The 13,187-nt window shown below is 69.0% G+C and carries 14 protein-coding genes; 11 read left to right on the forward strand and 3 right to left on the reverse strand.

Translation table 11 applies throughout. From position 1 onward, the window contains the following. Nucleotides 1-1,073 (forward strand): Fic family protein (locus FKP22_RS08080; protein ID WP_141286834.1); only part of this gene is annotated, 1,073 nt, incomplete at its 5' end. A gap of 104 nt (nt 1,074-1,177) precedes the next feature. Here the strand turns inward: FKP22_RS08080 and FKP22_RS08085 are convergent. Next, nucleotides 1,178-2,062 (reverse strand): LysR family transcriptional regulator, encoded by an 885-nt coding sequence (locus tag FKP22_RS08085; RefSeq protein ID WP_141286835.1) that lies wholly within the window; start codon nt 2,060-2,062, stop codon nt 1,178-1,180. Nucleotides 2,063-2,187: 125 nt separating this feature from the next. On the opposite strand from FKP22_RS08085, the gene FKP22_RS08090 reads away from it, so the two are divergent. From FKP22_RS08090 to FKP22_RS08130, 9 genes are read left to right on the forward strand one after another with little or no spacing between them, the layout of a single operon-like run. Further along, nucleotides 2,188-3,156 carry a Bug family tripartite tricarboxylate transporter substrate binding protein gene (locus FKP22_RS08090; protein ID WP_141286836.1) on the forward strand — a complete coding sequence of 323 codons (969 nt, stop codon included), beginning with the start codon at nt 2,188-2,190 and terminating at the stop codon, nt 3,154-3,156. A 57-nt stretch (nt 3,157-3,213) separates the two neighbouring features. Then, nucleotides 3,214-3,912: an RraA family protein gene (locus FKP22_RS08095; RefSeq protein WP_141286837.1), complete on the forward strand. Its 699-nt coding sequence runs from the start codon at nt 3,214-3,216 to the stop codon at nt 3,910-3,912. Continuing rightward, nucleotides 3,909-4,832, forward strand: coding sequence for an NAD(P)-dependent oxidoreductase (locus tag FKP22_RS08100; protein ID WP_141286838.1), 924 nt, complete (start codon nt 3,909-3,911; stop codon nt 4,830-4,832). The genes FKP22_RS08095 and FKP22_RS08100 overlap by 4 nt, the downstream gene beginning before the upstream one ends. A gap of 7 nt (nt 4,833-4,839) precedes the next feature. Beyond that, nucleotides 4,840-5,904, forward strand: a complete 1,065-nt coding sequence (locus FKP22_RS08105; protein ID WP_141286839.1) for a cyclase family protein — start codon at nt 4,840-4,842, stop codon at nt 5,902-5,904. A gap of 41 nt (nt 5,905-5,945) precedes the next feature. Beyond that, the gene (locus FKP22_RS08110) at nt 5,946-6,911 is read left to right on the forward strand and encodes a Bug family tripartite tricarboxylate transporter substrate binding protein (protein WP_141286840.1); all 966 of its coding nucleotides are present in this window, start codon (nt 5,946-5,948) and stop codon (nt 6,909-6,911) included. Next, nucleotides 6,911-7,834, forward strand: a complete 924-nt coding sequence (locus FKP22_RS08115; protein WP_141286846.1) for an SMP-30/gluconolactonase/LRE family protein — start codon at nt 6,911-6,913, stop codon at nt 7,832-7,834. The genes FKP22_RS08110 and FKP22_RS08115 overlap by 1 nt, the downstream gene beginning before the upstream one ends. A gap of 20 nt (nt 7,835-7,854) precedes the next feature. Continuing rightward, nucleotides 7,855-8,817: a Bug family tripartite tricarboxylate transporter substrate binding protein gene (locus FKP22_RS08120; protein ID WP_141286841.1), complete on the forward strand. Its 963-nt coding sequence runs from the start codon at nt 7,855-7,857 to the stop codon at nt 8,815-8,817. 7 nt (nt 8,818-8,824) lie between these two features. Then, entirely contained in the window at nt 8,825-9,802 is a 978-nt protein-coding gene (locus FKP22_RS08125) for a Bug family tripartite tricarboxylate transporter substrate binding protein (protein WP_231010032.1), read from the forward strand. A 10-nt stretch (nt 9,803-9,812) separates the two neighbouring features. After that, complete coding sequence (locus FKP22_RS08130) at nt 9,813-10,631, forward strand: amidohydrolase family protein (RefSeq protein WP_141286842.1); 819 nt, start codon at nt 9,813-9,815, stop codon at nt 10,629-10,631. 77 nt (nt 10,632-10,708) lie between these two features. On the opposite strand, the gene FKP22_RS08135 is transcribed toward FKP22_RS08130, so the two are convergent. Both FKP22_RS08135 and queE read right to left on the reverse strand, forming a co-directional pair. Continuing rightward, the gene (locus FKP22_RS08135; RefSeq protein ID WP_141286843.1) at nt 10,709-11,074 is read right to left on the reverse strand and encodes a 6-pyruvoyl trahydropterin synthase family protein; all 366 of its coding nucleotides are present in this window, start codon (nt 11,072-11,074) and stop codon (nt 10,709-10,711) included. Next, nucleotides 11,071-11,706 carry a 7-carboxy-7-deazaguanine synthase gene (queE, locus tag FKP22_RS08140; RefSeq protein WP_141286844.1) on the reverse strand — a complete coding sequence of 212 codons (636 nt, stop codon included), beginning with the start codon at nt 11,704-11,706 and terminating at the stop codon, nt 11,071-11,073. The genes FKP22_RS08135 and queE overlap by 4 nt, the downstream gene beginning before the upstream one ends. A gap of 391 nt (nt 11,707-12,097) precedes the next feature. Between queE and FKP22_RS08145 the strand changes: the two genes are divergently transcribed. Continuing rightward, a partial coding sequence (locus FKP22_RS08145; protein WP_170200806.1) for a ShlB/FhaC/HecB family hemolysin secretion/activation protein occupies nt 12,098-13,187 on the forward strand: 1,090 nt, incomplete at its 3' end.

Raw genomic sequence — 13,187 nt, forward strand, 5'->3', positions numbered from 1 at the left:
AGCGGCGCCAGCCGGTGGGCTACCGGCGCGAGTTCCTGGAAAGCTACCGGCCGGGCCAAAGCTTCTACCTGACGGCCAGCGAACGCGCGCACCTGCGCCAGGTCGGCCAGCCCGGCATTGCGCCGCAGCCAGCGGGCACCTACGCGCGGCAGATCCTGAACCGCCTGCTGATCGACCTGGCATGGAACTCCAGCCGGCTCGAAGGCAACACCTACTCGCTGCTGGACACACGCCGGCTGATCGAGCTGGGCGAAGAGGCGCCTGGCCGCGGCCAGCTCGAAGCGCAAATGATCCTGAACCACAAGGACGCGATCGAATTCCTGGTCGGCCAGTCCGAGGACATCGGCTTCAACCGCTACACGCTGCTCAACCTGCACGCGATGCTGGCCAACAACCTGCTGGCCGACCCGCTGGCCGCCGGCCGGCTGCGCTACATCGCGGTCGGCATCGAAGGCTCGACCTTCCATCCACTGGAAGTGCCGTTCCTGATCGAAGAATGTTTCGACCAGATCCTGGCCACCGCCGCCGCGATTGCGGACCCGTACGAACAGGCGCTCTTCGTGATGGTGCAGTTGCCCTACCTGCAGCCGTTCGACGACGTGAACAAACGCGTCTCGCGCCTCGCGGCCAACATCCCGTTGATCCACGCCAACCTCGCACCCCTGGCCTTCACCGACCTGCCCCGCGAGCTCTACACCGAGGCCACGCTGAGCGTGTACGAGCAGAACAGCACCGCGCTGTTGAAAGAGGTGTTCATCTGGGCCTGCGAGCGCTCGGCCGCGCGCTACGCCGCAGTGCGCCAGTCCCTGGTCGAGCCAGACCCGTTTCGCATGCGGCACCGCCTGGCCTTGCGCGAACTGGTGGGCGAGCTGGTGCGCTCGGGCGTGCGCAAGACGGAAGCGGCAGCGCGCATTGCCGGCTGGTCCGCCGCGCATGTCGCGCCCGAGGACCAGGCCATGTTCAACCAGGTGGTCGAAATCGAACTGGCCAGCCTGCACGAAGGCAACTTCGCCCGTTACGCCATCCGGCCATCGGCATTCAAGGCTTGGCAGAACGCCTGGCGAGCAGCCTGAGCCTGCGCTCAAAGACTCCGCTGGCTTCCCGTCGTTCGTCGATGGGATACGAGGGCGCCCTCAGGCGAGCGCCCCGACCGGTCAACTTGACAGCCCGGCACACCTCACTCGTTGGACTGTTCGAACAACTCGATCAGCCTGCGTGCCGCCGGCGACAGGAAGCCGTTGGCCCGGTAGGTGACGACCAGCCGGCGCCGCATGGCCGCGCCCTTGACGGGCACTTCCTTCAGCCCCGCAATGCGGCCCCGGCCTTCCAGGTGGTGGCGGGATATGAAGCTCAGCAGGCCGGTCTGCACGATGAGCGTGGGCAGCATCAGCAGCATCGTGGTCTCGACCTGCACCCGCGGGCGGGGCAGGCTTTGGCGGTCGAAGGTGTGATCGAGCCAGTCGCGTGTCGGCGCGCCGGGGGGCTGCAGCGCCCAGGCGTGGGCGGTCAGGTCTGCCAGCGTCAGGCGGGACCGGAAGACCGGGTGTCGGGTGTGGGCCGCAACGACGATCATGTCCTCGGCCAGCGTCTTGGATACCCAACCGGCTTCGTCGGCGCTTTCGGTTCCGACCATCAGGTCCAGCTCCCCTGCCCGCAGTTGCGGGCGCAAGGTGTCAATCAGTCCGACCACGGTCCTGAGGGTCACCTCGGGCGCTTCCTGCAGAAGCTGCCTCGCCACCGCGGGCAGCAGGAACTGGGCTGCGGTGGGCACGATGCCGATGCGCACATGGCCGGTGAGGCCAGCGCCCAGGGACTGCAGTTCGCGCTTCGCGTCCTCCACGTCGAAGCGCATGCGCTGCGCCCATTTCAACAGCACCTTGCCGGCTTCGGTGAGCCGGATGCCGCGGCCGGCCTTCTCGAACAGCGCGGTCCCGCAGCCGGCTTCCAGCCGCCTGATGCTGCTGGTCAACGCCGGCTGGGTCCGGTGCAGCCGGGCCGAGGCACGTCCGAGGTGCTGCAGCTCGGCAATGGTCTCGAAGTAACGCAGATCCCGCAGGTCCATCGCAAAAGCGCCATCTATGGGTCGCAAGAAACTATCGATTGGACTGTACGCCATCGCCAACCAATACTCGCCGCCAGACCCAGTGCCCGCACTTGACCGAGGCACCAAGGCCAGAACGGAGACAGATGAATACCACCCGACACCTCGTGCTGGCGCTCGCCGCGGCAGCCTTCAGCGGCGCAGCCCTCGCCCAAGCTTGGCCCACCAAGCCCATCCGCATCGTCGTGCCGTTCCCGCCCGGTGGCGGCACGGACATCATCGCCCGCGAGACCAGTCAGCGCGTCGCCAAGGCAACAGGCTGGATTTTCGTGATCGACAACAAGCCGGGCGCGGGCGGCAACCTGGGCGTCGATTCGGCGGCAAAGTCGCCGGCGGATGGCTACACCCTGGTGCTGGGCCAGTCGAGCAACCTGGCCATCAACCCCACGCTTTATGCCAGGCTGCCCTACGACCCGCAGAAGGACCTGACACCCATCGTGCTGCTGGCCAATGCACCGCTGGTGCTGGTCACGGGCATGTCCACGCCCTACAAGACGCTGGCCGATGCGGTGAATGCCGCGAAGGCCAAGCCGGGCCAGGTGAACTTTGCATCGCCCGGCAACGGCACCGTTGCGCACCTGACCAGCGAGCTGTTCCAGAAGGCAGCAGGCGTGAAGACCCAGCATGTGCCCTACAAGGGCGCTTCGCAGGCCATGACCGATGTGATCAGCGGCACCGTGGACCTCTACATGTCCTCAGTGCCCACGATGCTGGGCCACATCAAGCAGGGCAAGGTGCGCGCGCTGGCGGTCACCTCGGCCAAGCGTGTGGACGACCTGCCCGACGTGCCGACGATCAACGAGTCCGGCTACCAGGGATTCGACGCCGTGACCTGGTTCGGCCTGCTGGCGCCCGCCGGCACGCCCAAGGACGTGATCGCCAAGCTCAATGCCGAGTTCAACAAGGCGCTCAAGCAGCCCGAGCTCGCCAAGCGGCTGGGGGATGAAGGCGCCGACCCCGCGGGCGGCACGCCCGAGCAGTTCGCGGCCCTGATCAAGGAAGAGATCCCTCGCTGGGGCAAGGTCGTCAAGGAATCCGGCGCCAAGGTCGACTGACCGGCCCACCTGGGTCGCCCCGGCCGCGGCCCCTCCCAATTTTTCAAGGAGATTCGCATGAGTCAAGCTGCTGCTTTTCCCGACCTGATCCGCGATTTCGACCGCGTCGACACCGGCGTGGTCGAACAGGCCGCCCAGTTCCCCTCGTCCATACTGGCCGACGTGGCTGGGCGTCGGGGCGCGCTCCACGGCCGCATCGCGCCGCTGTCGCCCTCCATGCGCTTTGCGGGGCCCGCGCTGACGGTGGAGGTGCGCCCGGGCGACAACCTGATGATCCACGCCGCGCTGGCGGTGGCCAAGCCGGGCGACGTGATCGTGGTCGACGGCAAGGGCGACCTCAGCAGCGCGCTGATGGGCGAGATCATGAGCCAGCAGGCCGTGGCACTGGGCGTCGTGGGCGTCGTGATCGATGGCGCGGTGCGGGATTGCGAAGCCATCCGCGAACTGGGCTTTCCCATGTTCGCCGCGGGTCTGAACCCCAACGGCCCGACCAAGAACATCGCGGGCCGGCTCAACCACCCGATCTCGATCGGCGGCGTGACGGTCCGGCCCGGCGATCTCGTCGTCGGCGATGCCGATGGCGTGACGGTCATCGAGCGCGAGAAGGCCGCGGCCATGCTGCCTCTGGCGGCCGAGAAGGTCGCCGCGGAGACCAAGCGCATTGCCGACATCAGGAGCCGCAAGTCACTGCGGCCCGGCTGGCTGGACAGCGCGCTGCGCGCGGCCGGTGCCATCCAGGAGGGCGAAACGCTGTGAGCGCGGAGAAGCCCGTCTTCCTCGTCACTGGCGCGGACCTGGCCGCCGAGGCGCTCGCGCTGCTGGGCGCCTATGAGGTCGTCTACGCCGGCAAGGCGCCAACCGAGGACGACATCGTGGCGCTGTGCCAGCAGCACGACCCGGTCGCGATCATCGTGCGCTACGGCAAGGTCGGGGCGGCCGCGATGGCTGCTGCGCCCAGCCTGAAGGTCGTCTCCAAGCACGGCAGCGGCACCGACACCATCGACAAGGCGACTGCCGCTGCGCGTGGGATCCAGGTGGTGGCCGCGGCGGGCGCGAATGCAGCGGCCGTGGCCGAACACGCGATGGCGCTGCTGCTGGCCTGCGCCAAATCCGTGGTTGCGCTCGACCAGCGCATGCATGCGGGCCACTGGGACAAGGCCACGCACAAGAGCGTGGAGCTGGAAGGCCGCACGGTGGGCCTCATCGGCCTGGGCGCCATCGGCCTGCGCTTTGCGCGCATGGCCGACGCCATGGGCATGCGCGTGCTCGGCTTTGATCCGTACGCGAAGGATCTGCCAACCTACGTGGTTCGCGCGGAACTCGAGACGATCTGGCGCGAGTCGGACGCGATCTCGCTGCACTGCCCGCTGACGGCCGACAACGCCAAGCTGCTCAATGCGCAGACGCTGGCCGCGTGCAGGAAGGGCGTGATCGTCGTCAACACAGCGCGTGGCGGTCTGATCGACGAGGCGGCGCTGCTGCAGGCCATCCGCAGCGGGCAGGTCGCCAGCGCCGGACTCGACAGTTTCGCCATCGAGCCGATGACCGCGCCGCATCCTTTCCACGGCGAGGCCCGCATCACGCTGAGCCCGCACATCGGCGGCGTGACGGACGATGCCTACGTGAAGATGGGTGTGGGCGCCGCGCAGAACGCGCTCGCCGTCCTGCACGGGTGAGACACCGATGATCCGCCGCTGGGTCCACGCGCCTGCAGGCAGCCACTGGGGCGAGTTCGGCCCCGACGACCAGCGCGGCCGCATGAACCTCGTGACGCCCGAGAAGGTGCTGCAGGGTGTCGCCGAGGTGAAGCTCGGGCGCAGCTTCTGCCTCAGCCTGCCGCTGGACGTGCCCGGCGGCCAGGCGATGAACCCGCGCCGCATCGCGCCGCAACGCTATGCCGTCACGCGCGACGGCAAGAGCGCTGGCCAGCAGGGCTTCTGCTGGTCCTACGCGAGCGAGGACCCTGACCTTACCGACGTCGTCAACGACGACCTGGTGCTGATGAGCCTGCAGTATTCGACCCAGTGGGACAGCCTCGCGCACGTCGGCAGCCGCTTCGACGCCGATGGCGACGGCGTCGCCGAGGCAGTCTTCTACAACGGCTTCCGTGCCGGCGAGGAGATCCGCCCAGCCTCTGTGGACGAGCAGGCCCGCGAACCGCACGCGCGCTACCCGCAGCCCGTGGCCGGCGCGCTCGGCATCGAACGCCTGGCCGAGCACGGCGTGCAGGGGCGGGGCGTGCTGGTCGACCTGGCCCATCACCTCGGCCGCAAGCGCCAGGCCGTCGGCTACGACACGCTGATGCGCATCCTCGAAGCCGACGGCGTCGAGGTGGAAACCGGCGACATGCTGTGCGTGCACACCGGCTTCGCCGACACGCTGCTGGCGATGAACCGCCGCCCCGACCTGGAGACCCTGCATGCCACCGGCTGCGGCCTCGATGGCTGGGACGACCGGCTGCTGAACTGGATCGTCGACGTGCGCCTGGCCTGCCTGATTGCCGACAACCCCGCCGTCGAACTCGTGGTGCCCAAGCTGCAGCGCCCACAGCCGTTGCGCCAGCCGAGGTTGCCGCTGCACGAGCACTGCCTGTTCAAGAACGGCATTCACCTCGGTGAGCTCTGGTACCTCACCGAGCTGGCAGCCTGGCTGCGCGAGCAGGGCCGCTCGCGCTTCCTGCTGACCGCACCGCCGCTGCGCCTGCCGGGTGCGGTGGGCTCGCCGGTCACGCCGATCGCGACGGTCTGACGCCCAGTGTGAACCCCATACCCATGACGGAGACAACACCGATGAAACGCCGATCCATTCACCGCGTCCTGGTGGCGCTGGCCACCGCCTGCAGCCTCGCGCCGGCCTTCGCGGCCTGGCCCGACAAACCGATCAGCCTGGTCGTGCCCTATGCGCCGGGCGGCACCGCGGACGCACTCGCACGGGTGCTGGCCCAGCACCTGGGACCGCGGCTGAAGACCACCGTCGTGGTGCTCAACAAGGCCGGCGCCAGCGGCGTGATCGGCGAAGGCGAGGTGGCGCGCGCGCCTGCCGATGGCTACACGGTGCTCTACGACGCGACGCCGCTATCGATCAACCCGCAACTGCAGAAGCTGCCCTTCGACCCCGACAAGGACCTGCAACCGCTGACGCTTGTGGCCGTGACGCCGATGCTCGTGGCCGTGCCTAAGAGTTCGCCCTACAACACGCTGGCCGATCTCATCAAGGCCGCGAAGCAGTCGCCCGGCAAGCTGACCTTCGGCTCGGGCGGGCAGGGCACGGTGCAATTCATGGGCGCCGAACTGTTCGCGCAGAAGGCAGGCATCCAGCTGATGCACGTGCCGTACAAGAGCGGCGGCCCATTCATCCAGGCGATCCTGTCCGGCGAGATCGACATGGGCTTCGGCAACGTGCCGGCCCTGACCGCGCACGTGAAGAGCGGCATGGTGAAGGCGCTGGCGACCACCGCGGGCACACGCAATGCCGGCTACCCCGACGTGCCGACCATCGGCGAGAGTGCTGTCAAGGGCTACGAGGTGTACGAGTGGAATGGCATGTTCGTGCCCGCCGGCACGCCGGCCGAGACGGTCAACACGCTGCATGCGGCGATCCGCGACGTCATGGCGCTGCCCGAGGTCAAGGAGCGCTTCGATGCCTTGGGGTCGCGCATCGTGGCCTCGTCGCCGGAAGATTTCCGCAAGTTCCTGGCGGCCGAACGCACGCGCTGGGCGGACACGGTCAAGGCCGCCGGGATCAAGAAGGAATGATCGCGCTGCTGCAGGCCCCGCAGGTGCGTGACACCGAGGTGTTCACGCGCCTGCCCGCGCGCTTTCGCCGCACCGGCGCGCGCTCGAACTGGGCCGACGCGAACCGTGGCGGGCAGCCGACCGACTCCTTCCTGGAAGGACCGGTCTTCGATGGCGCCGGCAAGCTCTACGTGACCGACATCCCGTTCGGGCGCATCTTCCGCATCGACGCACAGGGCGAGTGGGAGCAGGTGGCCGAATGGGATGGCGAGCCGAACGGCGCGAAGTTCCTGAACGAGCGCGAGTTGCTGGTCACCGACTACCGCAATGGCCTGATGGCGGTGGACGTGGGCAGCGGCGCCGTGCGCCCCTTCCTCGATCGCCGCAACAGCGAGCGCTTCAAGGGTGTCAACGACCTGGTGTTCGACAGCCGCGGCAACCTGTATTTCACCGACCAGGGCCAGACCGGCCTGCATGATCCCAGCGGCCGTTTGTACCGCCTGCGGCCGGACGGTCAGCTGGACTTGCTGCTGGCCAACGTGCCCAGCCCGAACGGCGTGGCGCTGTCGCCCGACGAGCGCGTGCTGTACCTGGCCGTGACCCGCGGCAACCAGGTCTGGCGCGTGCCGCTGCTGGAAGACGGCAGCGTCTCCAAGGTCAGCGCGTTCTTCACTTCGTACGGCCCCAGCGGCCCCGACGGGCTGGCCGTCGACGAGACAGGCCGGGTGATCGTTGCCAACCCGGGCCTGGGCCATGCCTGGGTGCTGAACCACCGCGCCGAGCCCGAGGTCGTGCTGCGCAGTTGCGCGGGCATGTCGCTCACCAACCTCGCATTCGGCGGCCCGCAGCGCAAGACCCTCTACTGCACCGAGTCCGTCACCGGCACGGTGCTGCGCGCGGTGCTGGACCAGCCCGGTCTGCCGATCCACCGCGCGCGGACCTGAGTCACCGAGGAGAACAAGCGATGCACCGCATCTGGCTGTCCACATGCACGCTGCTGGCGACGGCCGCCAGCGCGCAGACCGTTCCCTATCCGGCCCAGCCGGTTCACCTCGTCGTGGGCTTTGCCGCCGGCGGGCCTTCCGACATCGTCGCCCGGGCCTTCGGCGACCACGCGGCCAAGCCGCTCGGCCAACCGATCATCATCGAGAACAAGCCCGGCGCCAATGCCGTGCTCGCGGCGGAGGCTGTTTCGCTGTCCAAGCCCGACGGGCTGACCTTGCTGGCGGCCGCGACCAACCACACGATGATCCCGGCGCTCTATGCAGGCCGCATCAAGTTCGACGCGGCCAAGTCCTTCATCCCCGTGTGCACCTTGGCCAGCAGCGCGACCGTGCTCGTCGTCGGGCCATCGTTGCCCGTCAAGAACCTGGCCGAGTTCATCGGCCGCGCGAAGGCCAAGCCCGACTCGCTCACCTATGCGACGCCGGGCCAGGGCAGTTCGCCGCACCTCGCGACCGAGCAGTTCCAAAGGCTCGCGGGCGTGCACATGGTGCACGTGCCCTACAAGGGCGCCGCACCTGCCGTCACCGACCTGCTCGGCGGGCAGGTGGACCTGTCGTTCGCCACCGTCGGCTCCGTGCTGCCGCACCTCAAATCGGGCAAGCTGAAGGCACTGGCCGTCGCAGCGCGCCAGCGGTCGGCCCTGCTGCCTGATGTGCCCACGTTCGAGGAAGCCGGTGTCAAGGGCTATTCGATCGACACCTGGTACGGGCTGCTGGCACCCGCCGGCACGCCGGCGGGTGCCATCCAGGTGTTGACCCGGGAAGCCACCGAGTTTTCACGCTCGGCCGCCTTGCGCGAGCGTCTCGCCGGCGCAGGATTGGAGCCCGCCAACGTCTGCGGCGATGCCTTCGCGGCGCAGATCGCCCGCGAGATCGACAGCAACACGCGCATCGCGCACGACCTCAACCTCAAGGCAGAGTGACCCGTCCATGCTGAACACCACCCGCCGGGGCGCCGTCCTCGCGCTCACGCTCGCGGCCCTGCCGCTCGCCCTGCACGCCCAGGGTGTCTACCCGAACCGGCCGATCAAGCTCGTCGTGCCCTTCCCGCCCGGCGGCAACGTGGACCTGAGCGCCCGCGTCATCGCGCCTGAGCTGGCCAAGGAACTGGGTCAGCCGGTGATCGTCGAGAACAAGCCGGGCGCGAGCGGGACGCTCGGTCTGGACTACGTCGCGAAGGCGACGCCGGACGGCTACACGCTCGGCATCGCCTCGCCGGTGAACCACCTGGCCGCGCCTTCGCTCTACCCGAAGCTGCCCTACGACTCGATCAAGGACTTCACGCCGGTCGGCCTGATCGCCAGCGTGCCGATGGTGCTGGTCGTCGGCCCTTCCTCGCCAGTCAGGTCGGTACAGGAACTGCTCGCGCTGGCACGCAGCCGCAAGGGCGAGATGACGATGGCCTCGGCCGGCAGCGGCAGCGGCAACCACATCGTCGGCGAGCTGTTCCAGGACGCGACCGGCACCCGGTTCATCCACGTGCCCTACAAGGGCAGTGCCCCAGCCAACACCGACCTGGCGGGCGGCCACGTCGACATCCACTTCGACCAGCTGTCGTCGGTGCTGCCGCTGGTCCAGGGCGGCCGGCTGCGGCCGCTGGCCGTCACGACCGCCAAGCGCTCGGCGCTGCTGCCCGACGTGCCGACATTGGCCGAAGCCGGTGTACCGAAGTTCGATGCATCCACCACGCTCGGCCTGGTGCTGCCCGGCAAGGCCGCGCCCGAACTGGCCAGGCACCTGAACACGGCGCTGGACAAGGTGCTGTCCCAGTCGAACGTCAAGGAGCAGTTCGCACGCCTGGGCGCAGACGTCCGTCCCGGGACATCGGCCGAGTACGCCGAGTTCATCCGCGCCGAGATCGCGCGTACCGCGAAGATCGTCAGTGACGCGAAGATCACGCTCGAGTGAGGCGGCTAGAGTGGACATCGTCGACTGCCACTTCCACGTCATCGCGCCGGTAGAGCAGTCGCCAATGCTGCCCGGGCGCAGCTACACGCCGGCGCCGGCCTCGCTCGGCGACTGGCGCGCCACGCTATCGCCGCTGGGCGTCACGCGCGGTGTCGTGGTTCAGCCGAGCTTTTACGGCACGGACAACCGGGTGCTGCTGGCCGCGCTGGAAGAAGGCCAGGGTGCCCTGGTCGGCGTGGCGGCGGTGGCGGCCGACGTGTCGGATGCAGAGCTGGACCGGCTGGTCGCCGCAGGCGTCCGCGGCGTCCGCATGGCGCACTTCGAGCCCGGTGATCCCCGGGCCATGGGTGGCTTCGTTCGCCTGCAGGCTTTCGACGCGCTCGAAGAACGCCTGGCAGAACGCGGCATGCACCTGCAGCTGTTCACCGACAGCCGGCTGCTGCCGGCGCTCGCTGCGCGTCTTCGACGCTCGACCGTCCCGGTCGTCATCGATCACATGGGACGCACGCCAGCGCGGCTGGGCGCCAGCCACGAGGGCATCCGGGCGCTGGCGCAGCTGATGCGTGAAGGGCCGGTGTGGGTGAAGCTGTCGGGCATCGCCAACGTGTCGGACGCAGGGCCCAGCCATGACGATGCCAGGGCGGTGCACGATGCCCTGGTGGCGGCCGCGCCCGACCGGCTCGTGTGGGGTTCGGACTGGCCGCACACCAAGCCTGCGGGCAGCCGCCCGCGGACCTCTGCGCTGCTGCAGTTGTTCCGCGACTGGACGCCAGCGCCGATCGCAGATCAGATTTCTGCAGACAACGCGGCTCGCCTGTATCGCCTTTGAGTGGCGGAACGCAGGGCGGCAGCGGGCCATGGCCGGCTCGCCTTGACCACCCCTGAAGACGCGGTGACACAGTCGCTTCAGCGGACCAGCCGGCAAGCGTCGCCGCTGGCTTCGCGGCGGACTTCGACCCGGGCCAGCTTGCTGCTGTAGAGCAGCTCCATCGCGCGCCAGATGTAGGCGCAGAGGTTTTCCAGCGTGGCGGGGCCCAGGCCGTGGACTTCGTCGAGCAGGCGGTGGTCGAGTTCGAGGCGCAGGGTTTCGATGGCGCGGCGCAGGTGGCCGAGGTCGACCACCATGCCGGAATCGGCCGCGGGCTGGCCGGCCAGCGTGACTTCGGCGATGTAGGTGTGGCCGTGGATGCGCAGGCTGGGCTCTACATCCACGGTGCGGCGCAGCGTGTGGGCGGCTTCGAAATAGAAGCGCTGGCTGAGTTCGTATTTCATCGGATGCCCAGCACCTTGTGCGTCTGCACCGACAGGCGCCAGCGCGGGTCGGCCATGCAGTGCGCCGTGGCGATCTCGGCATTGCGCCGCGCCAGCGGGCCGTCCATGGCCTGCACGAAGTGGTGCGCAAACGGCAGCTCGGCCAATGCATCCAGGTCCAGCCCGGCCTGGGGAATGACAACCTTCAATTCCTGTCCCTGTTTCTGGACCAGCGTGCTGCCGGCCTTCGGGCTGACGCAGACCCAGTCCAGACCCGGCGGCGCGGCAATCGTGCCGTTGGTCTCGACGGCGATCTCGAAGCCCTGCGCATGCAGCGCTTCGATCAGCGGCGCGTCCACCTGCAGCAGCGGCTCGCCGCCGGTGAGCACGACCAGGCGCTGACCGCGGGTGTTCGCCGGCCACTGGGCGGCGACGAGCCTAGCCAGTTCCTCGGCCGTGCGGTACTTGCCGCCCAGCGTGCCATCGGTGCCGACGAAGTCGGTGTCGCAGAACTGGCAGACGGCACCGGCGCGGTCTTCCTCGCGGCCGGTCCAGAGGTTGCAGCCGGCGAAGCGGCAGAACACCGCGGCGCGGCCCGCATTGGCCCCTTCACCCTGCAAGGTATAGAAGATTTCCTTGACGCTGTAGGTCATGGCAAAGCCGGGTGGGCCGCGAAACAGGCGACGCCCGGGTCACTGAAGTCAAACGACCTAGGATTGTCCGCCATCGAGGGGAAAGGGCCCAGTTGCAACGGGCGGTCAAGGGTGTGGCAAATGTCTGCCGCGGCCTCGCTGGTCGCATCCGAAGCGGCGCGATGTGGCCGGAACACCCCTGTCAATCAAGGAAAGGGTGGTAACACGGGCGCAGCTCAAGGGATACCACCGCCCTGTTTCCACGAACACTGCCTACCGACCTCGATCTTCCGTCCCTTTCCCGTCCACGGTCCCGCAGTACCCAACCGCAACGCACCGAATGAGCCTTCGCCGCCGCCCCGTCCGCCACCCTGCAACTGCAGTTTTCCAATGGCGCCGGCTGGCGCTGGCCATGGCCCTGGCACTGCCGTTGACGCCAGCCTGGTCGCAGGTCGCCGTGCCGGCCCAGTTGCCGCCAGGCGCCGAGCCCGGCCGAGAGCCATTGCGACCACCGCAGCTGGTGCCGCAGGCCCCGGGTGGCGCCGTCGCAGTGCCGCAGGCCCCGGCCACCCGTGCACCGGAGGGGGCCGAGCAACTGCGCTTCACGCTGCAGCGGGTGGACATCACCGGCGTCAGCGCCTACCCGGCCGAGAGCCTGCGGGCGCTGTACGCCGAGTTGCTGGGCCAGACCATCAGCGTGGCCCGCGCCTTCGAGGTCGCAGCGGCGCTGGAGCTGCGTTACCGCTCGGCCGGTTACGTCACCACCCGCGTCATCGTGCCGCAGCAGACGATTGAAGACGGCGTGTTCCGCATCCAGGTGGTCGAGGGCTACGTGAGCACCATCGTGGTCGACGAGGCCGTAGACCCGGCCGCCGCCGCGGTGCAGCGCCTGCTGGCGCCGCTGAAGGACGTGAAGCCCATCAGCGTGGCCGAGATCGAGCGCCGGCTGCTGCTGGCCAATGACCTGCCCGGCCTGACCGTGCGCGCCACGCTGGAGCCTTCGGCCACCGCGCTGGGCGGCTCGACGCTGGTCGTCAGCACCACCCGCCAGGCCTTCGACGGCTCGGCCTCGATCGACAACCGCGCCTCGCCTTACCTGGGCCGCGGCGAAGTGGGCGCAGCCCTGGCGTTCAACGCGCTGGGCAGCGGCGCCGACCGGCTGACCCTGAGCGCCCACAGCTCGCTGCATTTCGACCGCAGCAGTGCGGTCTCCGGCGGCTGGGACACGCTGCTCAGCGATGACGGCACCACCTTCGGCCTCAGCGCCTCGCTGGCGCGCTCGCACCCCGGGCTGGAGCTGGACCCACTGGATGTGCGCAGCAAGGTGGTCTCCGGCCAGGCGACGGTGACGCAGCCGCTGATCCGCTCGCGGCTGGAGAACCTGCGCCTGGTGGGCCAGTTCGAGGCCCGCAACGTGGACACCGACATCGCCGGCACCGCGTTCACGCGCGACCGCCTGCGCATCCTGCGCGTGGGCCTGAGCTACGACCTCACCGACGCCT

This window comes from Ideonella azotifigens (genome assembly GCF_006519715.1).
GTDB classification, from domain to species: domain Bacteria; phylum Pseudomonadota; class Gammaproteobacteria; order Burkholderiales; family Burkholderiaceae_C; genus Ideonella; species Ideonella azotifigens.

Bases quoted from the DNA above. Each gene is read 5' to 3' on its own strand.
- FKP22_RS08105 (WP_141286839.1), top strand. From the start codon at position 4,840: ATGATCCGCCGCTGGGTCCACGCGCCTGCAGGCAGCCACTGGGGCGAG.
- FKP22_RS08125 (WP_231010032.1), top strand. From the start codon at position 8,825: ATGCTGAACACCACCCGCCGGGGCGCCGTCCTCGCGCTCACGCTCGCG.
- FKP22_RS08090 (WP_141286836.1), top strand. From the start codon at position 2,188: ATGAATACCACCCGACACCTCGTGCTGGCGCTCGCCGCGGCAGCCTTC.
- queE (WP_141286844.1), bottom strand. From the start codon at position 11,706: ATGACCTACAGCGTCAAGGAAATCTTCTATACCTTGCAGGGTGAAGGG.
- FKP22_RS08110 (WP_141286840.1), top strand. From the start codon at position 5,946: ATGAAACGCCGATCCATTCACCGCGTCCTGGTGGCGCTGGCCACCGCC.
- FKP22_RS08085 (WP_141286835.1), bottom strand. From the start codon at position 2,062: ATGGACCTGCGGGATCTGCGTTACTTCGAGACCATTGCCGAGCTGCAG.
- FKP22_RS08095 (WP_141286837.1), top strand. From the start codon at position 3,214: ATGAGTCAAGCTGCTGCTTTTCCCGACCTGATCCGCGATTTCGACCGC.
- FKP22_RS08120 (WP_141286841.1), top strand. From the start codon at position 7,855: ATGCACCGCATCTGGCTGTCCACATGCACGCTGCTGGCGACGGCCGCC.
- FKP22_RS08135 (WP_141286843.1), bottom strand. From the start codon at position 11,074: ATGAAATACGAACTCAGCCAGCGCTTCTATTTCGAAGCCGCCCACACG.